The organism is Parcubacteria group bacterium (assembly GCA_016186325.1).
Taxonomy (GTDB): domain Bacteria; phylum Patescibacteriota; class Minisyncoccia; order UBA10092; family UBA10092; genus JACPHB01.
This window is the reverse complement of record JACPLW010000002.1, coordinates 104,320-130,925: the sequence shown is the minus strand read 5'-3', so window position 1 is coordinate 130,925 and position 26,606 is coordinate 104,320. Positions and strand designations below refer to the sequence as shown.

The 26,606-nt window shown below is 41.3% G+C and carries 28 protein-coding genes and 2 tRNA genes; 13 read left to right on the top strand and 17 right to left on the bottom strand.

Going from position 1 to position 26,606, the window contains the following annotated elements; all coding sequences use genetic code 11:
• Positions 1-88 precede the first annotated feature (88 nt).
• From HYW79_01175 to HYW79_01140, 8 genes are all read left to right on the top strand, one after another.
• Positions 89-916, top strand: coding sequence for a DNA methylase (locus tag HYW79_01175; GenBank protein MBI2635138.1), 828 nt, complete (start codon positions 89-91; stop codon positions 914-916).
• Complete coding sequence (locus tag HYW79_01170; protein MBI2635137.1) at positions 913-2,079, top strand: DUF91 domain-containing protein; 1,167 nt, start codon at positions 913-915, stop codon at positions 2,077-2,079. Before HYW79_01175 ends, HYW79_01170 begins: the two co-directional genes overlap by 4 nt.
• Positions 2,080-2,150: 71 nt before the next feature.
• Positions 2,151-2,714, top strand: coding sequence for a hypothetical protein (locus HYW79_01165; GenBank protein MBI2635136.1), 564 nt, complete (start codon positions 2,151-2,153; stop codon positions 2,712-2,714).
• Positions 2,715-2,721: 7 nt separating this feature from the next.
• Complete coding sequence (locus HYW79_01160) at positions 2,722-3,489, top strand: hypothetical protein (protein MBI2635135.1); 768 nt, start codon at positions 2,722-2,724, stop codon at positions 3,487-3,489.
• Positions 3,490-3,774: 285 nt separating this feature from the next.
• Positions 3,775-3,859: transfer RNA gene (locus HYW79_01155), tRNA-Leu, on the top strand.
• Positions 3,860-3,957: 98 nt separating this feature from the next.
• Positions 3,958-4,656, top strand: coding sequence for a D-alanyl-D-alanine carboxypeptidase family protein (locus HYW79_01150; GenBank protein ID MBI2635134.1), 699 nt, complete (start codon positions 3,958-3,960; stop codon positions 4,654-4,656).
• 2 nt (positions 4,657-4,658) lie between these two features.
• Positions 4,659-4,877 (top strand): hypothetical protein, encoded by a 219-nt coding sequence (locus HYW79_01145; protein ID MBI2635133.1) that lies wholly within the window; start codon positions 4,659-4,661, stop codon positions 4,875-4,877.
• A 3-nt stretch (positions 4,878-4,880) separates the two neighbouring features.
• Positions 4,881-5,507, top strand: a complete 627-nt coding sequence (locus HYW79_01140) for an HAD family hydrolase (GenBank protein ID MBI2635132.1) — start codon at positions 4,881-4,883, stop codon at positions 5,505-5,507.
• Between the two features lie 174 nt (positions 5,508-5,681).
• Here the strand turns inward: HYW79_01140 and HYW79_01135 are convergent, their stop codons facing one another.
• The 3 genes from HYW79_01135 to HYW79_01125 all read right to left on the bottom strand — a co-directional run bounded on the left by HYW79_01135 (position 5,682) and on the right by HYW79_01125 (position 8,105).
• Positions 5,682-6,614 carry a radical SAM protein gene (locus HYW79_01135; protein MBI2635131.1) on the bottom strand — a complete coding sequence of 311 codons (933 nt, stop codon included), beginning with the start codon at positions 6,612-6,614 and terminating at the stop codon, positions 5,682-5,684.
• A gap of 161 nt (positions 6,615-6,775) precedes the next feature.
• The gene (locus HYW79_01130; protein MBI2635130.1) at positions 6,776-7,285 is read right to left on the bottom strand and encodes a 3D domain-containing protein; all 510 of its coding nucleotides are present in this window, start codon (positions 7,283-7,285) and stop codon (positions 6,776-6,778) included.
• A 172-nt stretch (positions 7,286-7,457) separates the two neighbouring features.
• Positions 7,458-8,105, bottom strand: a complete 648-nt coding sequence (locus HYW79_01125) for a site-2 protease family protein (GenBank protein MBI2635129.1) — start codon at positions 8,103-8,105, stop codon at positions 7,458-7,460.
• A 310-nt stretch (positions 8,106-8,415) separates the two neighbouring features.
• Here HYW79_01125 and HYW79_01120 point away from each other — a divergent pair.
• Positions 8,416-8,486: transfer RNA gene (locus HYW79_01120), tRNA-Pro, on the top strand.
• A 6-nt stretch (positions 8,487-8,492) separates the two neighbouring features.
• The gene (locus HYW79_01115) at positions 8,493-9,326 is read left to right on the top strand and encodes an ATPase (GenBank protein ID MBI2635128.1); all 834 of its coding nucleotides are present in this window, start codon (positions 8,493-8,495) and stop codon (positions 9,324-9,326) included.
• A gap of 203 nt (positions 9,327-9,529) precedes the next feature.
• On the opposite strand, the gene HYW79_01110 is transcribed toward HYW79_01115, so the two are convergent.
• The 12 genes from HYW79_01110 to lepB form a co-directional block, all read right to left on the bottom strand.
• The gene (locus HYW79_01110) at positions 9,530-9,991 is read right to left on the bottom strand and encodes an NUDIX domain-containing protein (GenBank protein ID MBI2635127.1); all 462 of its coding nucleotides are present in this window, start codon (positions 9,989-9,991) and stop codon (positions 9,530-9,532) included.
• 4 nt (positions 9,992-9,995) lie between these two features.
• Entirely contained in the window at positions 9,996-10,577 is a 582-nt protein-coding gene (locus tag HYW79_01105) for a nucleoside-diphosphate kinase (GenBank protein ID MBI2635126.1), read from the bottom strand.
• Between the two features lie 143 nt (positions 10,578-10,720).
• Positions 10,721-11,596 carry an MBL fold metallo-hydrolase gene (locus HYW79_01100; GenBank protein MBI2635125.1) on the bottom strand — a complete coding sequence of 292 codons (876 nt, stop codon included), beginning with the start codon at positions 11,594-11,596 and terminating at the stop codon, positions 10,721-10,723.
• A gap of 1 nt (position 11,597) precedes the next feature.
• The gene (locus HYW79_01095) at positions 11,598-12,977 is read right to left on the bottom strand and encodes a ComEC family competence protein (GenBank protein MBI2635124.1); all 1,380 of its coding nucleotides are present in this window, start codon (positions 12,975-12,977) and stop codon (positions 11,598-11,600) included.
• Positions 12,964-14,088 carry a cell division protein FtsZ gene (gene ftsZ, locus HYW79_01090; protein ID MBI2635123.1) on the bottom strand — a complete coding sequence of 375 codons (1,125 nt, stop codon included), beginning with the start codon at positions 14,086-14,088 and terminating at the stop codon, positions 12,964-12,966. The genes HYW79_01095 and ftsZ overlap by 14 nt, the downstream gene beginning before the upstream one ends.
• An 85-nt stretch (positions 14,089-14,173) precedes the next feature.
• On the bottom strand, positions 14,174-15,388 hold the full coding sequence (ftsA, locus tag HYW79_01085; GenBank protein MBI2635122.1) for a cell division protein FtsA: 1,215 nt from the start codon (positions 15,386-15,388) through the stop codon (positions 14,174-14,176).
• A gap of 42 nt (positions 15,389-15,430) precedes the next feature.
• Entirely contained in the window at positions 15,431-15,856 is a 426-nt protein-coding gene (ybeY, locus tag HYW79_01080; protein MBI2635121.1) for an rRNA maturation RNase YbeY, read from the bottom strand.
• A gap of 5 nt (positions 15,857-15,861) precedes the next feature.
• Complete coding sequence (locus HYW79_01075) at positions 15,862-16,353, bottom strand: GatB/YqeY domain-containing protein (protein ID MBI2635120.1); 492 nt, start codon at positions 16,351-16,353, stop codon at positions 15,862-15,864.
• 99 nt (positions 16,354-16,452) lie between these two features.
• Entirely contained in the window at positions 16,453-16,692 is a 240-nt protein-coding gene (locus HYW79_01070) for a 30S ribosomal protein S21 (GenBank protein MBI2635119.1), read from the bottom strand.
• 58 nt (positions 16,693-16,750) lie between these two features.
• Positions 16,751-17,083 carry a histidine triad nucleotide-binding protein gene (locus HYW79_01065; protein ID MBI2635118.1) on the bottom strand — a complete coding sequence of 111 codons (333 nt, stop codon included), beginning with the start codon at positions 17,081-17,083 and terminating at the stop codon, positions 16,751-16,753.
• Between the two features lies 1 nt (position 17,084).
• Complete coding sequence (locus HYW79_01060) at positions 17,085-18,398, bottom strand: histidine--tRNA ligase (GenBank protein ID MBI2635117.1); 1,314 nt, start codon at positions 18,396-18,398, stop codon at positions 17,085-17,087.
• A gap of 55 nt (positions 18,399-18,453) precedes the next feature.
• Complete coding sequence (lepB, locus tag HYW79_01055; GenBank protein MBI2635116.1) at positions 18,454-19,008, bottom strand: signal peptidase I; 555 nt, start codon at positions 19,006-19,008, stop codon at positions 18,454-18,456.
• Positions 19,009-19,180: 172 nt separating this feature from the next.
• Between lepB and HYW79_01050 the strand changes: the two genes are divergently transcribed.
• On the top strand, positions 19,181-19,753 hold the full coding sequence (locus HYW79_01050; protein MBI2635115.1) for a peptidyl-tRNA hydrolase: 573 nt from the start codon (positions 19,181-19,183) through the stop codon (positions 19,751-19,753).
• An 85-nt stretch (positions 19,754-19,838) separates the two neighbouring features.
• Here HYW79_01050 and HYW79_01045 read toward each other — a convergent pair whose 3' ends face one another.
• Together HYW79_01045 and HYW79_01040 are read right to left on the bottom strand one after the other, a co-directional pair.
• Positions 19,839-21,419: a hypothetical protein gene (locus HYW79_01045; protein ID MBI2635114.1), complete on the bottom strand. Its 1,581-nt coding sequence runs from the start codon at positions 21,417-21,419 to the stop codon at positions 19,839-19,841.
• Positions 21,416-23,176 (bottom strand): hypothetical protein, encoded by a 1,761-nt coding sequence (locus tag HYW79_01040; protein ID MBI2635113.1) that lies wholly within the window; start codon positions 23,174-23,176, stop codon positions 21,416-21,418. The genes HYW79_01045 and HYW79_01040 overlap by 4 nt, the downstream gene beginning before the upstream one ends.
• 313 nt (positions 23,177-23,489) lie before the next feature.
• On the opposite strand from HYW79_01040, the gene dprA reads away from it, so the two are divergent.
• Both dprA and topA read left to right on the top strand, forming a co-directional pair.
• Positions 23,490-24,392, top strand: coding sequence for a DNA-protecting protein DprA (dprA, locus tag HYW79_01035; GenBank protein ID MBI2635112.1), 903 nt, complete (start codon positions 23,490-23,492; stop codon positions 24,390-24,392).
• 107 nt (positions 24,393-24,499) lie between these two features.
• Positions 24,500-26,605 (top strand): type I DNA topoisomerase, encoded by a 2,106-nt coding sequence (topA, locus tag HYW79_01030; protein MBI2635111.1) that lies wholly within the window; start codon positions 24,500-24,502, stop codon positions 26,603-26,605.
• The last annotated feature ends 1 nt before the right edge of the window (position 26,606 follow it).

Below are 26,606 nucleotides of genomic sequence, written 5' to 3'. Positions count from 1 at the left end.
TTCCCCCCACACCCCCCTTCCGCCGCGCCCTCGCTTCGACGGCGAAAAATTGCAGGAAATTGAAAAATCAGATACAATACAATTACCTATGAATGGAAATTCTAAATCAAAAATTAACGACTTAAATCTAGACGAATGGAAAGAATATCAAGATATTCTTACCGATAGTTTGTGGTTGATAGGTGAGCGCGATAAATCAGGCGCGCACAATAATGCTTACCACGGCAATTTTATTCCGCAAATCCCGAATCAAATGATGCGGAGATTTACAAAAAAAGGCGATGTTGTCTTGGACGCTTTTTTGGGCAATGGGACAACTCTTATTGAATCGAAAAGGCTGGGGCGACACGGTATAGGTATTGAGCTTATGCCGGAAGTCGCGCGCGTAGCAGTACAAAATATAAATAGTGAACTTCCTAATGGTGAAAAAGTTTTTACAGAAGTTATTGTTGCCGATAGCACGACAAAAGAAGCGCGCGAAAAAGTTTTGGATACTCTCAAAAAGAATGGCCAAAAAAGCGTCCACATGATTATTTTACACCCCCCATATCACGACATAATAAAATTCAGTAACAAAAAAGAGGATTTGTGTAATGCCGCAACAGTTGAAGAATTTACCTCAAAATTTGGTGATGTGATAGAAAACTTTACCGATCTGTTAGACAGAAATCGCTATTTGGGAATTGTGATCGGGGATAAATACACAAATAGCGAATGGGTGCCACTCGGTTTTTATCTCATGCAAGAAACGCTCAAGCGCGGAAAGGGACTGAAATTAAAAAGTATTTTAGTAAAAAATATGGCGAACAATCGCGCAAAATTGAATCAGGAAAATTTATGGAGATACCGCGCGCTTGTTGGCGGTTTTTATATTTTTAAGCACGAATACATTTTGGTTTTCAAAAAAACAATATGACCACCCATGTTTTTATTGTTGATAAAACTACCTTCAAACTCCACTTGGAGTATCTTTTTGCTGGTACGGGAGCAAGAGACAATACAATTGATTTCAACAATAATTCCAGCACTTCGCTTCATGCAACTACAGAAAATATGCTTGTCGGCATGATTGCCGATGGCGGTAGGGTTAGGCAGGGGGACCAGATAATTTTTTATTTACAGCAAGATTTTTCCGAGAAAATTTTTGAAGGCAAGTTTTTTGGAATTTTTAAAGCCAAACACAACTGGTCATTTTTGGATAACAATGATAGACAGCAATATCTCAAAAATGAACTGGAAAAATCTTTAACTTTCAGAACCATTATTGAGCCGTACAAGGTATATGCCGAGGGGGTTACGGAGTGGGAAGCGTTGGATGAAATTAAAAATATGACCTCGCCAAATCAAATGTTGTGGAGCTTGATATACCGAAAACTCAAAGGTAATCGTGGCAACACAATGATTACTATCTATGAAGCAGAACGGCTAACACAGCTTATCAGAAACAAGAATAATCGGACGGAGTTAAATTGTGAGAATAAAATGCTTTCATTCGATTCAAATGCTCAAAAAATTATTTGTGCCGATAGACGGCCTAATTCGTATGCTGGACGAAAGGAAGAAATAAATTTGTTGCCGCGATTGACAGCAAAATATCAAGCCGGAAATTCTTTTGAGGCACATTTACAATGGTATATAACAAAAAATCTAGGCGAGGGTAAAAACAGAAGTTTGGACGAGGCAATACTAAATAGTGCAGAAATAGAATGGCTTGGCAATGAAGTTTCATGCGGTGTCGGTATGCAGAGAATTGATGTTATGCCATCGGTAATGAAAAATAACCAAAGAGTGGTTATTCCGATTGAATTAAAAGCGGTTGAAGCGGACGAAAGAAATGTTATTCAAATTCAAAGATATGTGGATTGGATAGAGCAGTATTATATTCCAAATCGCCAAAGCGATATTCAACCGGTATTGATAGCGAAAAAGATTGAAGATAAAACGACAAATAACTACCGCAAATTAGTTGATAGCTTCAACCGCTTTAATCAAACGAACAATCGCCGGTCTAGTCCTCTTGTGTTTGTTGAGTTTTCTATTGACGGCAACGATTTACTTTTTGAAAAAATTGCTTACTAATAACAATTATCTAAAAAAAATATAGTTGGTAAGTTTGACTTTTTCGGTTAATAGGTATTAGATATACTTATATGGCGAAAAAGGATAGTTTACAACTCTCTGCGAAACTCAAGGCGATTGAGGTAATCGTAAAGGAACTCCAGAAACTGGACGAAAGCGACCGTCCGGATGTTATTTCGTTTGCACTCAAACAAGTAGGACTAACCCCTCCAACTAATCTCAATTCTCCACAATCAGATTCAAGTATCGCTGGGGGTAGCCAAAGCGCTGGCTTGGATACGAGTATGGCCGATTTTGTTAAAAACAAAAACCCTAAGAACGAATATCAGCGAGTTGCGGTGATTGCCTATTACCGAGAATACAAACAAAATAGGAAAGAATTTAAAAACGCCGAAATGTCGCAGGCAAATACCCAAGAAGCCCGGCAGCCAAAAATTTCAAATATCACCGATGTAGTTACAAAGGCAAGGGATCGTTATAAATTTTTGACTAAAGGAACTGGGAAAGCAACCCATCAGTTGAGCACTCATGGTGCAGATATTGTAAATGCTTTGCCGGACCAAGAGTCAGTTAAGAAACTTATTGCAGGCGCTAAATCTAGGAAACCGCGAAAGAAGAAAAAAGAGAAAAAATAATTTATGTATGTTGGAAGTTATCAAACAAGGATTCGAACAAAAATTACCAAAACAAATAGTTTCGGAACTTTTGGAGGCATACGGCGAAACCAAGAATAACTATTATCTTAACAAATTTCGTCCCAACGAGGTTGAAGGAGGCCGCTTCGCTGAAGCGGTTTTTCGGATATTAGAGATACACGCATTCGGAAGCCAAACCCCAATCGGTAAACAATTGGATACGGAAAAGCTAATCACGCGCCTCCAAAACATTCCTTTTGGTAATCAGCCCGAATCAATCCGTCTTCATATTCCGCGTACCCTACGCTTGATTTATGACATTAGAACTAAAAGGGACGCGGCTCATTTGGCAGACGGGATTGATCCAAATCCGCAAGATGCGACTTTTGTTGTTGCGGCGTGCGATTGGGTTTTGGCTGAATTGGTAAGATTGTATCACTCTGTATCGCCGCAAGAAGCACAAAACATCGTAGATAGCATAATTGAGAGAAAATCTCTTGTTGTGCAAGACTTTGACGGATTTTTGAAAACACTCAATCCGTCTTGGGGACCGAAAGAAAGATTATTAGCTACGCTGTATCAAAGAGGCAGAAGCGGGGCAACCGTTGATGAACTTTCTTCATGGCTAAGACCAAATCAGCGCGCCAATGTCCGTAGGACATTGACTCAACTTGAGCACGACAATGATTTTGTAGTGGGCAGAGATAACAAATATATGATTACCAATCGAGGCGTAAAGCATGTTGAGAAATCCGGAATGTTAATTCCTCAATAGCAATTTTTCGCCGTCGAAGCGAGGGCGCGGCGGAAGGGGGGTGTGGGGGGAATTCCGCCGCGCCCGAGCGAAAATAGAGGCCAGCCCCGCCGCCTGCTCGTTCAGAGCAGAGCCAAGCAAAATACTCTTTTCCTTTTAGAAGAATTTTTTTGGTGGCGCGCGCAAATTGGAAATCGTAAAGAGTATTTTGCTTGGCGGCGAGCGTTAGCGAGCGGCGGCGGGGCGGCTTCCTTTGTTCAGGAATTTCTGATAAAGTAGGTTCGAGCGAAGTCGTAAAGATACTCCGGGCGAGTGGTGGAATGGCAGACACGAAGGACTTAAAATCCTTTGAGGGTAATTCCTCGTGAGAGTTCGACTCTCTCCTCGCCCACCGAAGCTTTAGCGAAGGTGGGCTCGCCCATAAAAATCACCTCTAGAAAAAATATCTAACGCACTCGGTGTGTCGGCTGATAAATTATTGAAATAACTATGAATACACCAAAATTTTCAACATCAGCCGAAGATAAGAAACTCATAGTTTCTATTCTGGAAAAAATAGAAAAGAAAAAGAAAAATAGCGAAGTAAGAATAATTGGCTTTGAGCATCTTTTTAAGTTTCTCAGTGATAAAGAGAAAATTTTGGTAAAAAAATTTCGAGATATCAATCCTTTAATCTTTGGGTTCAAGGGTCGCTATCTTAGAATACAGGGTGTTCCAAAAAATCTTGTAGCAATACGCGGCCAGAAATATAAGTCAAAAGATAAGATAGAAAAAATCGAAACTCAGTATCTCCCGAAGCCTGTTTTCGAGGCATACAAAAAATTAAACAGCGTGCTTTTCAAAGACATAAAAAAGAAACTTTTAGTAGATTCTGGTTATCGTTCGCCAGCATACCAAGTTATAACTTTTTTATGGTATTTAAACTTTCACAAATTCAACTTTTCTAAAACTATCAAACGCGTAGCCATACCGGGCTACAGTGAACACGGTTTTCCAAAAGGGCAAGCAGTTGATTTTATCACTACTGATGGAGTCCCAAACGATGAAAAGCCGCTAGATTTTGCAAAAACTATTGAATACAACTGGCTTTTGAAAAATGCCGATAAATTTGGATTTTACCAATCATATCCGCGGAATAATAAATTAGGCGCTATGTTTGAGCCTTGGCATTGGCAATTTAGAAAATAGTTATGACTAAATATTTTGACGAACAAAAATGGAATGAGACATTAAAACACGACGACTGGTATCCGCGTCTTGCTGACGACTACAAAAAATTGATAAAGCAAGCAGAAGAAAGTATCAAGGAAATCTCGGACAAAATTAAAGAGGAGATCTATCAATTTTTTGAAAATCGGCTGGCTAAAAAAGAAATCGCGCTTGGCGTGTCGGCTGATGAAGACAAATAATTTATGAAAAAATTCATTCTTTTTGATTTTGACGGTGTCATGGCCGATTCATTCCAGCCAGCTTTTGAAATTCAGAAAATGATTTGTCCTCATATAACCGAAGATACGTATCGGAAACGTTTTGAAGGAAACATCAACGATTGGGAAGAACCAATAAATGTTCACACGGAAGAATGTCGGCACGATATTGATTTCTTTACGGAATACATTCCAAGAATGAAAAAAGAAGTCCAAATCGTGCCCGGAATTAAAGACGTTATTATTGAGCTAGAAAAGAATTATACACTCATTGTCATTTCTTCCACGATTACAAGCCCGATTCAAGAATTTTTGGAAAGACACGATTTGGCCAATCATTTTGCTCAAATCATGGGCAATGATGTACATACAAGCAAAGTTGAGAAAATGAAAATGGTTTTTGAGAGATACAACGTCGAACCAAAAAACTGCGTTTTTATCACTGACACTTTAGGCGATATGCACGAAGCCGAAAAAATGAGTGTTGGAGCAATCGGTATTACTTGGGGATTTCACACACCAGAAACCTTGCTCCGCGGAAAACCATTTCGTCTTGTTGAAAATCTGGACGACCTTTTGACTGCCGTTGCGGATTACTTTAAGGTAAAGTAATTGGCGGCGAAAAAATTCTGGCCTCCCTTCAAAAAATGTTCGAGCGGAGTTGTATAATTCCACCGGAGTTTTAGCGAAGGCAGGTTCGCCAACAAAAAAAATGTTCAATGATAAAATAAAACCGCCAAAATGCTGGACGGTTTTTCATAATCAAAATAGATAAATCTTATTTGATTAATTTGTCCTGAGTTTTGCAAGACTCCGAAGGCTGCTTAAATCTGGAGGGAAATGCCTAACGGTTTCTATCATTGTTGTTATTACACAACCGCATTGAGTACAATCAGCCTTTTCTGAAAGAATGCACTGTTTCATCCGCCCACCAGATGCATCAAAAGAAGGAACAAAATGTGCCGTGCCACACTTAGTTGGATTTTGACTATCGGTAAAATCAGGATGTAAAAACCGAATCATTGCCTTAGTATTAACTAGAAAATCGCCAAATTCATCTTTACACCTCTGAAGTTCTTTAACAATATTAATACGCTCAAATCTTGAGAGGCGCAATGTACTGTCTCCCGCTCCTTTTATGGGCGTATGAGTGCTAAACACAACACCATCTGCAAGTCCATTACTAAGCCAAGTCCGAAGAATCTCTCTGACCTGATTTTGGTTTTTAGTATTAAGAACTGTATGTATATATATTGGGAAAATTTGCCACGCGGCGCGAGCTCTACTGATGTTCTTAATAATTCTGTTATAAAGACCCGAACTTTTTCGCACAGCATCGTGTGTTTCAGCATTTACTCCATCAACAGATACGAAATGAGTGGTACAGGGAAATTTTCTAAGAGGAGTTGTCCCAGATGTGACAAGCCAATTTGCCGGTATGATAGGTGTTATTTTTTCAAGAAGCTCTGGCCTAACATATGGCTCACCGCCCACCAATGTTACAATGAGATACCCCTTCTCTTTCTTTTCGTTAAAGAATTTAATAACTTGATCGTCTGATAGTTCCTTAACTCTTCGCTGAGCTCGCCAATAGCAGTCACATCCTATTGGGCAACGATCGGCTACATTAAAGCTGAACCCGAATTCTTGTTTTCTATTCATCTTCCAAATAAGTTTCGAAAGATTCGCAAGATCTCTAAGTTCTCCCATCGAAACCATTATTCTCCTTCCACAAAAGAACTAAAGTTACTAGCTTAATTAAATAATATATCTACCGAAGTGTCAAGTTTTTCGACTCTCTCCTCGCCCACTTCTTCGCTAAAGCTACGAAGTGCGCAGCATAAACAAAAACACCCCCTAATGGGAGTATTTTTGTTTTGTTAATCCAAGATGATTACTTCGGCATCTTTTACTATGCCGAACTTTGTTGCCGAATGTCTTTCAAGAAACCAAATATCTATTTTATCGGGATGCTTGCGCGCCATCCGATCTTCAACAGTAAACACCTTGTCGCCGAAAATTTCCGGAATCTGCACTTTAGTGCCAAACGCCAAAAAGTTGGAAGCAATAACGCCGTCGCGAACCATGGTATTTGAAGCGGTGGTAAAAGGCGTATCGTCGGTCTGGTCAGGCGTGGAAGAATAGGCGGTTAAAGTCGTTCTTATCGTATTAGGCACCTTAGACATATTTACCGCCATAACCGAATCACCGGTAGCCACAAGAGAACTGAAATAATCACCATTTTTACCGCTAATAGTCGCCATTACGCCTTTAAAATCCCAAGCCGCGGAAACGCTATGAGCAGGAATGTTCACAGCTAAAACCAGAATAATCGCTAGCACTTTGGCTCTAATGAAGCAAAAGCGGCTTAATTTTAATGTTTTGTTCATAATTTTTGAATTCATGCTTTAAACTTTTGGCTTAACTGTGCCAATATTCAACCAATTTTGGCTTAAAATAGACCTTTCAGGCAAACAAAAAATCCCCGCTTTAGCAGAGATTCCGTGTTGTCCTTATATGTTAGTCGATCTAGGCCAAAAAGTCAAGTTTTTCAAAAGGCCCCTAAAACCCGAATTGGCGGCCGGCAATTAGATTAAAAAGAGAAAAAATGACCGGCAGAATCAGACTAAAGCCAAAAAAGATAAAAATCAAAATTAGAATAAATCCCTGGCGTTCAAGTAGTGTCTCAAAATTATGCCAGCGACGCGGCAAGGCCGAAAACAAAATTTTTGAACCGTCAAGCGGCGGAATCGGCATTAAATTAAAAATGGCCAAAAGCAAATTAATCAAAACAATATACGATAAGAACATATCAAACGAAGGCGGTAAAGCCGGAATAAGATAAGAGAATCTGATAAGAATTCCAAAGATCATCGCGAGAATTATATTGGTCAACGGGCCGGCCAAAGCCACCAACGCCGGCCCCCATCTTTTATTTTTTAAATTATTCGGGTTAAAAGGCACCGGCTTTGCCCAACCGATAATAAAAGACGGCGCCCCGAAAAACGCCGGAATTGCCAAAAGAAGGGGCAGGATTATAGAACCGAAAGGATCAAGATGCGGCAAGGGGTTTAAAGTAAGCCGGCCGGCCGTTTCGGCGGTATTATCACCTTGAAGTTTTGCCGAGAAACCATGGCTCACTTCGTGTAGAATAACGGAGAATAATAAAACAATCAGGGGATATAAAAAAAATATAACTTGATTAGGCATCGTTTTTGTGTTAAAAGTATTGAATTACATTAAAATAAGCGATATGGCTAAGATATGTGAAATTTGCGGTAAAGGTTCAATGCTTTTAACGCCGAGAAATAAACTACGCGGTAAGTATAACCCCTCAGATAAAAAAAGGAAATATCCCAATATTCAACGGGTGTTTTTGCTTGCCCGCCGAAGCCTTGGCGAAAGCGGGTCATCTGAAAAAAGAGTCAGGGCTTGTGTTCAGTGTATTAAAACTCTTTCAAAGCCCAAAAAGAAATAAGTAAATGAAACCCGCCTTCGCTAAAGCTTCGGCGGGCAAGGGCGGGGTGTAGTATAATGGCAGTACGCGAGGCTGGGGGTCTTGCAGCCCGAGTTCGATTCTCGGCACCCCGAAAACATATGGCGATAAACGTAATTAAATCCAATGGACAGTCGCAGCCGTTTGATGCCCTAAAGATCAAGCGGACGATTTTGCGTTCAGGAGCAAGTGAAGAAACGGCTAATCGGATTGCTGGTGAAATTGAAAATAGGGTTCGCGAAGGAATGAAAACCAAAGAAATTTATAGCATGATTCTCGCCTTGCTTGATAAAAAAGCGCCGGCTGCTTCCCGCCGCTATGACTTGCGAAGCGCGATTTTACGCCTCGGGCCCGCCGGTTTTGATTTTGAGAAATACATTGCCGAACTTTTGGCGGCCTACGGCTACAAGACAGAGTTACCGCCAATCCTTGAGGGCGCTTGCGTTACCCACGAAGTTGACGTTCTTGCAGCTAAAGAAGGCCGCACCGCTATGATTGAAGCCAAGCTAAGGCAAGAGCTTGGAATTTTCATTACCATAAAAGACACAATGTCGACTTGGGCGAGATTTTTGGATCTTGTTGATTCGGCAAAAATCGGCAAAGTGCCCCATCTTGATGAATGCTGGCTGATTACAAACAGCCGCTTTTCACACGATTCAATTAAATATGGCCATTGCAAGAACATGGTTATGCTTTCTTGGGACCATCCAAAAGAAAGGCCTCTTCCAACATGGATTGACGATGTTAGTTTATATCCTGTAACAATCTTAAAGAGCATTGGCCCATCAATACTCAAATCTTTTAGCGAAGCCAACATTATGCTTTTGCGCGACTTGGTTAAAATATCGCCGGAAGAACTGCAAAAATCTCTGAAACTGCCGCCGGATGTTACAAAAAGACTGATTGAAGAAGCAAAAATGATATTGGAAAAATAATACTTAAAAAAAGCCACTTAAAACCCCGCAATTGCGGGGTTTTAAGTGGCTTGGAAAGTCATCTCTAAGATAAATTTGGCATTTCGCCAAGTGGGTGTCCGCAGTCCGCGACCCACGGGCCGGGACGATATGAGACTCCCTAATGTAATTAATTAGGCCAAAATCTTATAAAACAACTCTCCCCAGCCGATTTAATCGTACCACTAAATTTCTAAAAGTTTATCAACCGACTCAATCTCATCCAAAATTCCGGGAATTAAATTATATTTTTTGGCTTCTTTTGGCGTAACCCAAGCATAATCAGTCATGTCCTTGCCCAGCCGCACCTCACCGCTTTTATAGCGGCACCAATAACTTAAAACTAATACCGGAATGTCATCCGGCCTAATAAAAGTCATATCGGTCAGATATTTCACGTCATGAATCTGAATGCCCGCTTCTTCGTCAATCTCTTTTTTAAGCGTCTTGGCGACAATGTCATACCAGCCCTCTGTATTGGGCGTTATCGGCATTTTTTCATATTCGTGGCGGACAATTTTACCGCCCGGCACGGTCCAGTAACCCGGATAAGCTTTTTCTTTTTCTGAACGTTTCATAATTAAAAACCGGCTGTCGCGAACAACGATACCGGTTACCGCAATGATGTGTAGGCGCGGATCTTCCATGGATTCAAAACATTATATCTTCCTCTGCCCGCTTGTAATCAAAAACTTCTTCGGGCGAAAACCAAAATTCCAATTCATGTTTTGATTCTTCGGGAGTTTCCGAGGCGTGGATTAAATTATGAACCGCCCTTTTGTTTTTATTGGCCAGCGCCGCCGAATCGACCGAAAAATCACCGCGGATTGTTCCCATTTCGGCTAGCGCCGGAATAGAGTTGCCGACCAGTTTTCTAACCATATCAACAGCATGGATTCCTTCAACCACTATTTTTATTAGAGGGCCGGAAGTCATAAAATCCAAAATCCAATTGCGAATAGATTTGCCGATTTTCATCGGATCGTCAGTGCCCATTTCTTTTTTCGCGTCCCAACCGTATTTTGCGTAAGTTGCCAAAGATTTTTCACCAAGGCGTTTTACCCAAGCTAAATCCTTGGGATAATGCGCGTCAATTTGCTTTCGGGTCGGGCTTATCATTGAAAGCGCTATAATTTTAAGACCGCGTTTTTCAACACGTGAAATTACTTCGCCAATGAGCCCGCGTTTCACGCCATCGGGCTTTATTAAAACAACGGTCCGTTCTTGTGCCATAAATTTTTATAATTTTATAGAAACAAATTAACATATAAAAACTTAATTGACAACAAACTTTTATTGACTTAGGGGAGGTTATTTTTATTTCTTATTCTTCATCGTCTTCATTTGCCAGCGATCGCTGGCAAATAAAGACGAACTTATTTTTCTTTGTAGATATTAGTTGTAAAACCATCACTTACGACTTTAACATCGCCGTTTAGATCGGTGCGGAAAATGCCAATATCGAACATTTCAAGACGGCTTAAAGCCGCCGGCGACGGATGGCCGTAGCGATTTTTAGCCCCAACTTCAATAATGGCGGCCTTAGGAGAAACGGCGTTAAGAAAGTTAAAAGACGAAGAATACTTTGAGCCATGATGTCCTACCTTTAAAATGTCGGATTTTAAGGCATTTCCGTAAGACAAAAGCTGGTTTTCAATTTTTGAGGTGGCATCACCGGTAAGCAAGACGGAAAAATTATTAAATATCAGTTTGCCGACAATTGAAGCGTCGTTAACTTCATTGCCGGCTGTTCCAAACCCTTCGCTTTTTTTATTAAAAATGCCCTGGTTTGCGCTCAAAGGCGACAAGATGTCAAATTCCAAATCTTCACTAAAATGAATCGCCTGCCCTCTTTCGGCAATAAGAACGAGGACTTTTTTGTCCAAAGTGGTTTTTATAAATTCATTGTAGACATCGGTTTTTAAATTCGCTCCGCCCAAAATAAGAAGGCCGACATCATATCTTTTCAAAACCTCAATAAGACCCGTAACATGATCGGCATGGGGGTGGGTTAAAACTACGATATCCACCCGTTTTTGAAGCGGCGAAAGGTATTTCCCCAACTTCTCCAGAACTTTACTGTTCGGCCCGCCGTCAATGACCAACGTCTGATTTTTTGGAGTTTTAACCAGAATAGCGTCTCCCTGCCCGACATCCAAAAAAATCATCTCCAGATCTTTCGTGTCGGGAATCAAAACAAAAAACCAGACCATAACTGCGATAGTAAAAATTATCAAAATAAACTTTTTCATATCAGGATAAAAAACCCAAAAACCTAACTACCCAAATCTGGTAAGAAAGCAAAAACCAGGCAATTAGTCCCAAAAAGCTGCCTAATTTAATGGAAATAAAACTTACGGTTGCCGCCAAAAACCCAAAAAACATTGTCGGAGGGATAGCCGGCAGAATCAGTATGTTGGCCGGGACACTAAGTGTTGAAAACTGGCCGAAGCTGAAGACTACGACGGGAAGAGTGGCTAGTTGAGCCGATAAAGTTGCGGCTAAATTACTTCTGAATGAAAAAACATTCGGCAACTTTATAAGTAAAACTTCAAAATAAGGCGAAAAGTAGGCCAATCCTAGGGTTGCCAAAAAAGAAAGCTGGAATCCGGCATCATAACGAAGTAAAAAAGGGTTGAAAAACAGCATAGCGGCTCCGGCAAGTATAATAGCATTTGCCACATTATAAAACCGGCCCTCGCGTTTACTGATAAGTAAAATGGTTCCCATAATAGCCGCTCTAACCACCGAAGATTCGGCTCCGGCGATAATAACGAACAGAAAAATGATCGCGCCGGTGAACCAAAAAATAAATCGCCTCGGCAAAAGCAAAAAGCTTAAAACGTTAAAAAGCATTATCCCGATGATGGAAATATTATAACCGGAAATCGCTACAATATGGCTGGTTCCGGTTTTTTTAAAAGATTCAACCAAATTCGCCGGTAATGATCGCCTAGCCCCGACAAGAAGTGCGGCTAAAAAAGACGACTGCGGTTCGGGTAAAATCTCATTTATTTGATTAATAAAAGAATTTTTTATGGCAAATAGAATGCCGTATAACTCATAGTTTTTTGATTTACCGAGCAAGTCGATTTCAGGATACCTGCTTATCCAAAAAATTCCATCTTTAGCCAGATAACTCCGATAATCAAAATCAGAAAAGTTCTCTGGAGTTTCAACCTTTCCGCTGATTTCTATGGTGTCCCCGTAATTGTATTTCGGATAAAGACCTGTTTTAATGAGAATTCTACCGCTATTTTTCAGTTCCGGAGCCGTTGACTCCATAATGTCCAAAGCATATTGGGAAAAATCAATCCGGATGTCGGGCTCGGCCGCTACTTTTCCGGTTAAAATTATCTTTTCCTTATTTATGGTGAACGAAGTTGAACCATTATCAAAAACATTTGAGGCGCGCCAAAGACCGACTCCAAAAGATAAAATGCAAAACGCCAGAACTAAACCCGTGACTTTTAATTTTCCTTGCCGCCATTTATAACAATTCCAAATCAAAACAAAAATTCCTAAAACAAAACTTCCGCCCCGCAACTGCGGGGCGGAAGATATAAATGAATACCAAAATATTCCTCCGATAAAACTAAGTAGAATCAAGAGCAGGACCCTACTTTTTGTCATCCTTTTCTTTTTTACGCCTTAAATAGGCCGGCGCGTCCCATTCTTCTTCGTCGTCGATAATTTCAATAACCGGCCTTGTCGCCAAAACTTGATTAATGTCCGGTTTAAAAACCGCCGAACTGCCATTTCCATTACCATTTCCATTACTACGCTTATTCATGCCAAAACCGGTGGCGATTACTGTTACTTTTACCTCTCCTTTTTTAAGGCGCTGATCAAACGTCGCGCCGAAAATAACTTTAGCTTCAGAGTCAATTGATTCTGTTATAACTTTTGCCGCATCGTTTACATCGCTCATCCCCAAATCGGCTCCTCCGGAAACGTTAAACAAGACGCCATGTGCCCCATCTATTGAAATATCAAGCAATGGCGAGTTGATTGCTGATTTAGCCGCCGAAATCGCCCTGTCTTCCCCCTTACCTTTTCCAATTCCCATCAACGCCGGGCCGGATTCAGACATAATTGCTTTAATGTCGGCAAAATCAACATTTACTATGCCGGGGTAAGTTATTAAATCGGCAATACCGGCAACGCCCTGCCGTAAAATATCATCAATAATGTTGAATGCCTCAACGAGAGAAGTATTTTTATCTATAAGATTTAAAACCTTATCATTTGGAATTGTAATCAAAGTGTCCACCCGCTCGCGGAGCGCTAAAATCGCCTCTTCGGCAATAAGCGTTCTTTTTTTACCTTCAAAAGCAAACGGTTTGGTAACTACTGCCACTGCGAGAGCCCCAATATCATGAGCCGCGTCGGCGATAATCGGAGAGGCGCCGCTACCCGTACCTCCTCCCAAACCGCAGGTTATAAAAACTAAATCAGCTCCCTTTAAGGCATTGGCAATTTCATCGCGGTTTTCTTCGGCCGCTTGTTTTCCGACGTCGGGGTTCATGCCGGCGCCGAGCCCTCTTGTAAGGTTTTTTCCAATATGAATTTTCGTATTAGCTTTGGCATTATGGAGATCTTGAGCATCGGTATTTATTAAAATAAAATCAACGCCCTTTATCTGGGAATTAAACATTCTGGTTACGGCATTACCGCCGCCGCCGCCAACGCCCACCACTTTGATGCGCGCAAAAGTTTCAATATCGGTTTTGATGCGAGCCATGTAATTTGTAATTTTAAACTAATATATCACCGCCTATATTAATTGGCAACCGGTTTGTCGTGAATTGGGAGTTATAAATAAGAATTTAAGGAATAAAAATGTTCCCAAGCCATTTAATAAAACTCCATTGGGATTCTATCGGTTCCCTTTCGGACATGTGTCCGTTAAAAGCCCAAATTACAAGCCCCAAAGCCGTGGCAAAAACGGGATCTTGAGTAATCTCTTCCGGCCCTAAAATTCCTTGAGCCACCCCTCTAAAGCAAGGCAGGCTTAACTCTTTTTTTGCTAGTTTATCAAGCCGCGAGATTTTGGAACCGCCGCCGGTCAGAACTGCTCCGCCTGGCAGCATAGCGGCTCTACCGACTTTTTTAAGTTCTTTTTGAGCCGCCTCAAATACATCCAAAAATCTCGCTTCGCAAATTGTCGCTATTTCCTTTCTTAAAATGGAACTATCGCCTCCTAATTTTTTCAAATCAACAATATCCTTGGAACTGGTACTTTCCGCCAAGGCCGAGCCATGTAATCTTTTAATTTTTTCGGCCGTATCTATATCAACCTGAAGACCGTAAACCAAATCGTGAGTAGCGTGAGCCGAGCCAAATTTTAAAATAGCTGCGTGAAAAATATCGCCTTCTTCAAAAACAACTAAACCGGTGGTGCCCCCGCCGATATCTAAAACCAGTGTTCCCAACTCCTTTTGGCGAGGACTTAATACCGCATAACTGGCCGCAAGCGGCGCTAAAACCAGTTCTTTAATTTTTATTCCGGCCAAATTTACTGCTTTTCTAAGATTTTTTAAAGCCGGAAACCCGCCTTCAATTATTAGCGTGTCAACTTCGAGTTTGATTCCGGTCATTCCTAACGGGTCCTTGACGCCTTCCTCGCCGTCAACCGTCCATTCCCGCGCTAAATTATGCAAAATTTCTCGGTTCGGACTGGCCGGTATAGCTTCGGCTTGAACCAGCGCTCTTTGAATGTCCTCTCTTGAGATTTCTCTGTCGGCGCGAGAAACGATAACAACGCCTTTTGAAGGTCTTACAAAAATGTGGTTGCCGCCAACGCTTACAACCGCTTCGTTATGTTTGATACCGGCGTGATTTATCGCCTTTTGAAAAGCCTCTCTTATGGCCGACGATGCCTCCTCAATGTCAACGACAATACCACAGCGCACTCCTTTCGCCACTGACTCGCCCCAGCCAATAACTTGAGGAATTTCCTGCGTCTTCTTTTTTGTGGCCACTACCGCCTGAATAGAAGTGGTACCCACATCAAGGCCTATAATAATATCTTCTCGAGACATGCAACGAAAATTTCTAATTTCTAATTTCTAATTTCTAAATTTTTATAAATTACTTAAAATCTTTTTCTCCAACTGCTCCATTTTCTTGGCTTGGGCAGCCGATTTTTCATGATGATGTCCCAGAAGATGAAGCAGGGCGTGAACCAAAATTTTTGACAAACGCTTTCTATCGTAGATTTTATCAACATTAACCGCTATTTCTCCTAATTCTAACATGCCGTTATTATCTTTAGCAAATTTTACCGTTTGACGGCTATTTAAGCCAAAAGAAAGTTCATCCGGGATATTGTTTTTACCGCGCCAGACTTTATTTAATCTTTTAATTTCCACCCCACTTAAAACTAAAACAGCCATTTCCACCGGCTGTTTTAGTTTTAAAAACTTGAGAGCTCCAGATATAATCAATTTTATTAATTTTTCCGGAACCCGGCGCTTTGTTTTATTATAAACAAGAATCTCATTTTTCATTAAAGTTATTTTAACTCTTCTTCTATTATTTTTTTAACGATATCGCCGCCGGCTCGGCCTTTGACTTCAGCCATTATTAAACTCATCAGCCGGCCGAAATCCTTCATCGTTGCGCCGCCTATCTCGCCGATCTTTCCTTTAATTATCGCTCTTAACTCGTCTTCGGGCATTTCTTCCGGTGCATATTTTTTAATAATTTCAAGTTCTTTGGTTTCTTTTTCTGCCAGATCGGCGCGGCCGCCTTTTTCATATTGGACAACCGATTCTTTTCTTTTTTTTATTTCTCCCAAAATCACACCGATCAATTCTTCTTCAGTAAGTTCCGACAGCTTTTCGAGTTCTTTCGCGAGTCCTCCTTCTTTTGACATCTTGGTTCTTTTTTCAAGTTCTTTGTTTTTAATTACGCTCGATAAAAATCGCAGAGTTGAAACAACATCACTAGAACCGCTTTTAAAAGCGGTTTTCAGATCTTCGTTTATTCTTTCTTTCAGAGTCATCCCGTTAGAAATTTATGTTAAATAATGATTCGATTTCTATAATAACTACGAAATTTTTATATTCCCCCATTAGTCCACCAACTTAGATTTCTAACGGGATTAACGCCTAAATTTCTTTTCCGGAGGCAATTTGCCCAATTTATAGAGTTTTTCTCTTTCTTTTTGGTTTTTAAGCCGCCGCAAAGCGCCTAACCTCTTTTGACGTTTAGTCGGCTCTGACAGGTAAAAACGGCCCTTGCGAGCCCTTATCAGAACACCGCTTTGCTGGACGCGTTTTGAGAAACGCCTTAAAAGGCTTGATGCGCTTTCTCCTTCTTTTTTTTTCACTTCAATAGGCATGTAGTTGTAAATTTCTCTCGCTTCGCGAGATCTGGCGAAGCCAGATAAATTCTAATTTCTAAAATGGTAACAATTTTCCGGCAAGAAGATGCATATGCAAATGGTCAACTTCCATACCGGCATCCTTGCCGACATTAAACACCAGGCGATAACCATTTTCCGAAACTCCCATTTTTTCCGCCGCCTCTTTTGCTTTTAAAGTTAACTGGCCTATAATTGCGCTGTTTTCTGAATCAAGCTCGTTTATCGGGCCGATGTGCTTTTTCGGAATAATCAGCAAGTGAACCGGAGCTTTTGGCCGAATGTCTTTAAAAGCCATCATTTCATTGTCTTCCAAAACTATGTCCGCCGGAATTTCTTTTTTTACAATTTTACAAAAGATACAATCCATTTTAGAACTCTGTTTTTTTACCATCTTTATCATCAATTTCATTATTAGTCAACGGCATCCTCGGCACTATTCTTTTAAGATGCTTTTTAACTTCATCAATAATTTTATCCGAGGGGATTATTTCCTGAACGCCGGATTGCATTTCCCTTAACATTATAGTGCCGTCAAGCGCTTCTTTTTGGCCGATTATAAGCGCTACGTCGGCGCCGAGCCGGTCGGCAACCCGCAATTGGGCCTTAACGGAGTCGCGCCCGAACGACTCTGAAACATTGATATTGTTTCTCCGGAATTCTTCAAAAAGCCTCAAGCTTTTCTTCTTCGCCAAATCGCCAAGTTGTGCCAAAAATATCCGAGTTTTCGGCCTTGCCGCACTTACTTTCACTTCCTGCCGCTGCATTTCAATAATAGCCCTTTCAATGCCGATAGAACCGCCCATTGCCGGCGTCAGTTTGCCACCCAACTGGGATACTAAATAATCATAACGGCCGCCTCCGGCTAAAGCCACCGGCGATCCGTTTGCGTTTTCCGAAACTATTTCAAAAACCGTTCGGGTATAATAATCAAGACCGCGAACAAGGTAAGGATTCAAACTGTAAGGAAGGCCGATCTCGTCTAAAAACTCTAAAACCAACTTAAAATGATCATGACAGGTCTTATCAAGGTAATCAACAGAGTTCGGTGCCGAAGATTTCAAGGCCGCACATTCTTCTTCTTTGCAGTCAAGCATCCTCAATGGATTTTCCTTCACCCTCTTTTTACAATTATTGCAAAGCCTCAAAATTTTGTTCCGGTAATACATTTTTAACTCCTCGCGGAATTTTAACCAGCAGTTTTTGTCACCGATGCTGTTTATTTGAATAGAAAGATTTTTTAACCCGAGCTCCGAAAGAATCGCATAAATAAGCTGAATGACCTGCGCGTCAACTACGGCGTCCTCTTCGCCGAAAACGTCAAAATCAGCCTGGTGGAAGGCGCGATAACGCCCGGCTTGCGGCGATTCATGCCTAAATACCGGACCAAAATGAAAAAATTTAATCGGTTGAGGCTGATTGGGAAATCCGTTTTCAAGATACGCCCTTACAACCCCGGCGGTAAGTTCGGGCCGCAAAGCCAAAAAGTCGCCGCCTTTGGTTTTTAAAGTATACATTTCATGTTCAACGACATCGGTGTTAAGGCCAAGCCCTTTGTTAAATAAATCGGCGTATTCCACTACAGGAGTTTCAATTGTTTCAAAACCATAAAAAACGGCCAATTCCCTGGTAATTTTGAAAAATTTGTCCCAATACTTATGGACATTTGGAAGAATGTCGTGCATCCCTTTCGGGGCTTGAAATGTTTTTATTTTAGCTTTTCGTGACATTTTCTTATGATTATTGATAATTTGGTGTTTCAAAAATACTTGCGCGGTCAAACGGCCAGGCTCTCAAAAAAACACGGCCCACAACATCAATCTTTGGCAAAACTCCCCAGCGTCTTGAATCGGAAGAAGACGGACGATTGTCGCCCAAGACAAAATATTCGTCTTTACTTAATTTTTTTTTGATATTGCCCTCTGTTACAAAGTTTGACGGAATATAATCCTCGGATATTAAAAATCCTTCTTGATTATTGCTATTGTAAATAGTAATTTTCCCGTCTTTAATTTCTATAGTTTCGTTGGGAAGCCCGATAACTCTTTTTATATAGTACTTGGAAGTGTCCAGCGGATAATGAAAGACGACAACTTCCCCTCTTTTAATATCCCTGAAGTAATAGCTTAATTCATCAATCAAAAGATATTCGCCGGTTTCAAAATTCGGCTCCATTGAAGCGCCCTCAACAAAAAACGGCTGGACTAAAAAGTAACGTACCGTACCGGCCAAAATGAGAGCTATTAAAGCTACTTTGATTAAATCCCAGCTAAACTTAAAAAATGATTTTATCATTGTATTTTGTATTTGGTATTTTGTATTTGGTATACTAGATACCAGATACAATATACAAAATACCAGATAATTATATACTAAAAATGGATAAAATCAACCCCGTTAGAAATCTATTTATCTAAACTAATGAAGCATACAATACAAATTGTTAATTTTAACTTAAAGAATTTTTATGAATAAAATTTCTAACGGGGTCAAATTAATCATCGGGCTTGGCAATCCCGGAAAAGAATATGAGCTCACCAGGCACAACGCAGGCTTTTTATTTATTGATGCTTTAGAAAATAATTATAAAAACAAAAAAGTTGTTTCAGCTAAAACTGGGATTTTTATGAATAAATCCGGAGCGGCGGTTTTGGCTTTGATGAAAAAATTTAAGATAAAGCCGGAAAATGTTTTAATTGCTCATGACGACATTGATATCTTGTGGGGCAATTTCAAACTTTCTTTCGGTCGTTCTTCGGCGGGCCACAAGGGTGTTGAATCCATAATAAAAAATCTTAAAACAAAAAACTTCTGGCGCTTGAGAATCGGCATCCAACCCGCCTTCGCTAAAGCTTCCGCCGACGCCAAAGCTTTGGCGGACAAGTCGGCGGGCAAGCAAAATACAAGAGTAAAAGCGGATAAGATAATATTAAAAAAATTCACGCCCGAAGAATTAAAAGAACTTGATAAGACCATAAAAAAAGCCATCCGCCAACTGGCCCCGACGGTACCGTCGGGGCTGACGAGCGGCTCTCAATAAACCTATTAAGGTTAAAACCCAAAATAGAATAGATGACACCAAAAAAATAGCGTCTCGTTTAATAACGAGACGCTTTTGAGTTTTATTAATTAAAATCGCCATAATTACTGTGAACAGCTTGCGTGTTTTTATATGATTTAGTCGGATCGGCGATTTGGCGTCTTTTTTCAAAAGTACCATCGCCGTCTTCATCAACTATACGAAACCACAAACCGCCGTAGAAGTAATCAACCTGAGTGATTTTATCTCCAAAATATTCTATTTCGGCCTCTTCTTTCGGAAATCCTTTTCTCTGCAAAGTGTACGTGGCGCTCGCTCCGATGCCTCCGGTAATTGAACGCACGTTCATCTTCAAATATTCAGCCTTCGGCTTCCAATATTCAACGACAACCGTTTCCCCGGACATCTTAAACTCACGAATTAACAAAGAGATCTTTTTCAGATCACCGGTAATTTGACCTGACTTGATTTTCTCCAGATCGTCTTTGTCGGGCTTACCATATACTACCTCAAGATTTTTGAAGAGGTCCTTGAAAGAAATCGGAACGTTCCATCCTTCTTTCTTCATTTCCCAAATGTCAACTTTAAGTTTCTTGCCCATGGGGACAATCTCAACATATACCGGCGGATCCGGCGGGCGTCTGCGTTCCGGCCGATCCTTGTTATTTCTTGGCCGCTCGTAAAGCTCAACCAATAAATCTTTACGCAAACTTTCGTTATCGTAAAGATCTCGGCCGGTGATGATATTCTGTAAAATTTTTTTCACCGCATCAGGGCTACCAAAGCCGTTTTCTCCGGCCTTATCATAATCAAGAATAAAAACAGTAGTATTGCTCGCGCCTGCGGCGAGGAATCCACGTAAAGCCGGAAGTTCTTCTATTTTCAGCGTATTAGCGTCTACTCGGAAAACTTCAATGTACTGAACGACATTGTCATTGGGACGATCGCTCGTCGCGGTGATTTTATAAGACAAAATAGTCCAGCCACGTTCGCGCTTATCCCACGAGAATTTATTGGCATCTTCAAAATCAGGAATTTTTTCGCTATAGTTCTGTGAATCCAAAACAGTAAAGCTGTCCACCAACTTAAGCTTGTTTTGTTTCTTGGCTTCCTCTAAATAACTGGCCGTAAATGGAATCTGGGCGATATCCTTCGCTGGATATAACATCCTAATAGAATAGTTTTTTGGGCTATGCTCAAAAAAATACTCTGTGTCGCTACCAATAAGTTCTTTGGGCAAATGACCAACCAGATCTACAAATTCGTTATAAGTATGAACTAGTTGAATTTGCTGAAGAGCCCAAAGAGTCGCCCGCTCCTCTTGTTCAATGGCCGGACGCATGCCCTTTAGCCAATCAATAAAACGTGCGGACCACTTATCATCATATCGCAAGAGCAAGTCCAGCGATTTGGCTCTATCCGTCAAAAGTTTTTTCATCTCTTCAACTTTTACAATATCGCGCTTTAACTCCCATTTACCATCTTTATAAGTCGCGGCGAGCATAAGAACCGCGCGTTCAGCGGCAATTTCTGCCTGTTTGCGGTTGTATTTAAATTCGCCACTCGGATCAATAGCTTCGTCTCGTGCGACCACAAAGGTCGGACGAGCACAAGCAGAAACGAATAATAACAGCCCGAGAACAAAAACTGCCTTTACGGCTTTCATCGCCACACCCCCTTTTTCAGAAATTCAACCACTCTAGGAATCAAGTCTGCAAACGACTGTTTTTCCTTAAATGCATTGCCGGTTGCCCGTATAAGCATGGCTCGCGCAAGACCATCGCCTGCTTTTGCGCGCTCAATCATGCGCCCAAGCGCAGACGCTAATTCAATCTGCTCCCCGCGAGAAGCCAAATATGCATTACTTTGGACCGGACACTTGAATTGATTAAATAGTTTTGGCAATTCTTTTTCACTTTCCTCGGCTTCTTTCTTGTCTTTTTCCCGTAATGTCCCGGTTTTATCCATGGCTAATTTGGCAAGGCGGGTAATGCGGCCAGATTCTTCCTCTTTCATAAGCCATTCTTTGGTTTGAACCGCGGCCGAAATTACATTGCCGTTAACATCGGTTTTCTTGGGATCAAACAACCCGGCCGGCTCGTAGTATAGCGCAAACATTATGCGCAACGTTGCCGCTTTATCGCAGAACTTCGTATTAACTGCACTCCAAAATAACGGATCAGAATAAAATTCTACATACAACTTCTCAATAAAACCTTTAAATTCACCGGCAATGGCCTCTACCCGCATAGCGTTCTCTTCAAATTCCTTCCGGTTTATATCAACGACACTAAAATCTTCTATTACTTCGCCCGGGAAAAGACGCTGCTGAACTTCGCGCGTGTCATAACCAAAATATATGTTAGCCAAATCTCTCCAGTGCGCGTAATACGGATGCCAAAAGTAACTAAACAGATCCGCTTGCCAAACGCCTGTCGCCATTTCAGCGAAAATTTCAACATCAAAATACGCTCCCATGGCAAAATTCTGCAAATACTTATTTACATGAACAAACTCATGAGCAGCAGTGCTTTGACCGCCGCGGATGTAATCAGCCATGGCGGCTCGCATATCCAAAAACACGACTCTTTCTGATTGCGGGAGACCTATCAAAGTCATCCCACCAAACATACTTCCGGGACCGAAAAGAAATAAGTCAGGCAAAAAATCTTCCGTACGAACATGGGGTACCGGCAAAATGTCTTCGGTATTCAATAAGGTATTTTTGATTGGCTCGGAGGCCCGCTTAATATAATCAGGATCATCTAATACTGCAGCCCGTTTGGCCATGGTTTTCTCAAAAAACTTCATTGCTTTGAAATACTTCGTATTTTCGTTAGCAGCGCTCCGAATAACTTCTTCATGCACAAACTGCTTTACCCTTTCAAACTGCTGATGGCTTAGCAACTGGCGAATAGTCAGCCACTTTTTATCAGAAATGCCCCAACTGGCCTTATCTCCTACCGCCCAACGAGTCTTGTATTTTTCGTAAAGCGGTGAAAATTCCGCCAAGTTTTTCTCGCCAAAACGCGTTTTTAACGCATACATGCCATCTTCAGTAAATCGATGTCCGATGTACAATACTTGAACTTTGCGGCCGGCAATTTCCACCGTGCTCTGCAAAGTGTCATCAGCGCGGTATTCTGGTTGAGCGCGATCAATAAGAGAATTCCCAGCTTTGGTAAATTGTACAATTTGTGAATGCATCATTTTTCGAATTTCCAGGTATTGTTCCCACTGACTCTTTCCGGCTTTGGACTCAATCCCTAAAAGAAAGTAAGGCTTATCCGGAATCCTCGAGGCATCTTTTAGAATATCGGCAGGAAGCTCTTTTGAGAGCTTAACTATATCCGGAGAAGCAAATGCGTTAGAAACAACAATAAGAGTAGCAACAGTTAAAAACGCTGACAGCAGTCGTCTCATTATCTTTCCCTCTCTGTTTTTTTAGCATATATGTAAAAGGACTTTCGCCCACCCTAACAAAAAATCCCAGAAAAAGTCAAGGGGGCGTTCCTCCTTCGTCTCGCTGGGCGGGACTTTAGAGAACGCGCCAAACCCTGTCCTTAGGGATAGAGTCGAACATCCCGCGACTGCGGGATTTGCCCTTTCCTTTCTGGGATTCTTGAAAGAGTGTGCGTTTTTAATTGTGTAAAGCATATCGCATCGACAATTGCGATGTCAATACCCTGCCTCGATTTGTCAAATCAAAAAAATTCTGATATGGTTTTTAACCATTATGACCAGCGCCGAAGATAAAATCAAAATCATAAAAAAATCTTCGCAAGATTACCCTAAGCTTCTTAAAGAAATTCACAACGCTCCAAAACAATTGCATGTAAGGGGCATTCTGCCAAAGAGTTGCGATTTGAATTTCGCTATCGTCGGAACTAGGGCGGCATCGGACTATGGCAAAACTTTAGCCTTTAAAATTGCTAAAGAATTATCGGAGTTAGGCCTTAACATTGTGAGCGGACTGGCGCTGGGCATAGACACCAGGGCTCACTTAGGGGCGCTTGCCGGAAGCGGCCACGCTAGTGGGCGGGCAGGCAAAACTATCGCAGTTTTGGGCTCAGCCATGGATGACGAGTCCATTTATCCCTCCGAAAACTTAAAATTGGTTGATAAAATAGTAAGTTCCGGCGGAGCGGTTATAAGCGAATACGCGCCTGGGACCAAATCGGAAATTTGGTTTTTCCCCGAACGAAACAGAATAATTGCCGGACTCTCCCGCGGCGTACTGGTTGTTGAAGCGCCGGAAAAATCCGGGGCATTAATTACCGCGCGCCTGGCTTTAGAGCAAAACCGGGAAGTTTTTGCCATTCCCGGATCGTTATTTTCAAAAAATTCTTTAGGCACCAATAGTTTAATAAAAAAGGGCGCTAAGTTGGTTTCTTCTATTGATGACATTCTGGAAGAACTGAACTTAACGGATTTAAAACCCAAGGCAACAAAAATGCCTGAAAACGACATTAGCAAAGAAGAGGCGTTAATTTTAAAAACAATTGAAATAGAGCCGCTCCACGTTGATAAAATTTCAGAAATTGCCAAAATGCCAATGAGTCGGACATTATCAACAATTTCAATGTTGGAAATACGGGGTATAATAAAAAACATCGGCGGAAAATTTGTAAAGATATAAAGAATGAAGATAAAAATAAAATTTTAAAATTGTAGGTGGGGGCGAGCCGTTCGCCGAAGGCGAATGGGGCTAAGCAATTTTTAAATTTTATTTTTATCTGAATTTATATGAAATTAGTAATAGTTGAATCGCCAACTAAAGCCCGAACCATCTCACAATTCCTTGGGAGCGATTTTAAAGTTGAATCCTCATACGGCCATGTTCGGGATTTACCGGAAAAAAAACTCGGAATTGATATTATAAAAAACTTTGAACCCCAATACGTAATTTTACCGAAAGCCAAAAAGAGAGTCGCCGACCTCAAAAGTGAGGCAAAAAAATCGGAAAAGGTAATTTTAGCGACAGATGAAGACCGCGAAGGCGAAGCCATTTCCTGGCATCTTGTGAGCGCTCTCGGCCTAGAAAAAAAACCGCATGAGAGAATTGTTTTTCATGAAATTACCAAATCCGCGATAGAAGAAGCGCTGAAAAATCCTCGGGGAATTGATATGCGGCTGGTAGACGCCCAGCAGGCGCGGCGGATTCTTGACCGCTTAGTCGGCTACAAGCTTTCCCCTTTCTTATGGAAAAAAGTTGCCCGCGGATTATCGGCCGGCCGCGTCCAATCGGTAGCCGTCCGTCTCGTGGTTGAGCGAGAAAAAGAAGTTTTGAATTTCAAACCGGAAGAATATCACTCGATTTACGCAGTACTGCGTAAATCGAGAATTTCCAATTTTCAATTTCCAATTTCCAATTCAAAGGAAGGTGAATTTTTAGCTAATCTTATAAAAATCGGGGAAAAGAGATTGGAAAAGTTTGGAATCAAAACCGCGGATGATGCAAAAAAAATCATATCCGACTTAGACGGCGCCGATTATTCGGTAGAAAAAATAACAAAAAAAGAAATGAAAAGACAGCCGCTTCCGCCTTTCACCACTTCCACCCTTCAGCAGACAGCTTTTTCAAAATTCGGTTTTGGTGCCAGACAAACAATGGTAGTCGCCCAACAATTATATGAAACCGGTTTCATAACCTATATGAGAACAGATTCAGTTAACCTTTCCAAAGAATCCGTCACAGCTGCTTTTAAAGAAATAGAAAAGTTGTTCGGCAAAAATTATTTGTTGCCGGAACCGCGGATTTTTAAGACTAAATCGAAATCGGCCCAAGAAGCGCACGAAGCCGTCCGACCGACTCAATCCTCTACAAACCCGGATTCTTTGAAAGACAAACTAACACCCCAACAGTTTAAGCTTTATGACTTGATTTGGAGAAGGTTTTTAGCCACTCAAATGCCGACAGCAGTTTTTGAAGCGACATCGGCCGATATTTCCGCGGAAAGAAAATCCAAAGAAAATTATGTTTTCCGAGCTACCGGCAATGTTTTAAAATTTGACGGTTTTCTTAAAGTTTATCCGATGAAAACTGCCGAAACAAACTTGCCAAACCTTCTGGAAAACGAGGAATTGAAACTAAAAGAACTAAAATCGGAACAACACTTTACAGAACCGCCGGCCCGATATAACGAAGCTAGTTTAATCAAAGCGCTTGAGGAGCACGGCATCGGCCGGCCTTCAACATACGCCCCGACTTTAGCGACCATACAGGCGCGCCGCTATGTTATTAAAGACGAACAAAAAAGATTAAAGCCGACTGATATTGGTATTTTGGTAAGCGACATCTTGGTTCTTCATTTCCCCAAGGTCGTTGACATTAAATTCACTGCCAAGATGGAAGAAGACCTTGACGATATCGCCGATGGAAAAAAGAAGTGGCAGCCTGTTATCAAAGAATTTTGGGAACCATTTAAAGAAAATCTCGATAAAAAAAGCACCGAACTTTCTAAAAGCGAACTCGCAACCGAAGCAACAGAGCTTAAATGCCCCGAGTGCGGAAAGCCGGTGATTATCAGAATGGGACGATACGGAAAGTTTTACGCCTGTACCGGATTTCCGGCTTGTAAATACACCGCTAACCTAGAAAAACCCTCCTCCGCTGAAGCTACGGAAGGCAAGGAAGATTTGGGGGCTTGCAAAAAATGTGACACCGGCCAAATTGTGAAGCGCCGGACCAGAAAAGGAAAAACTTTCTGGGGCTGTTCGAGCTATCCGCAATGCGACTGGGCCACTTGGCAGAACCCTAATCCTCCTTCGCCAAAAGATTCCACCGACGCCAAGGCTTTGGCAGACGAGTCGGAGGACAAAGAAAATAAAGATAAAGAAACTGAAATTTAGT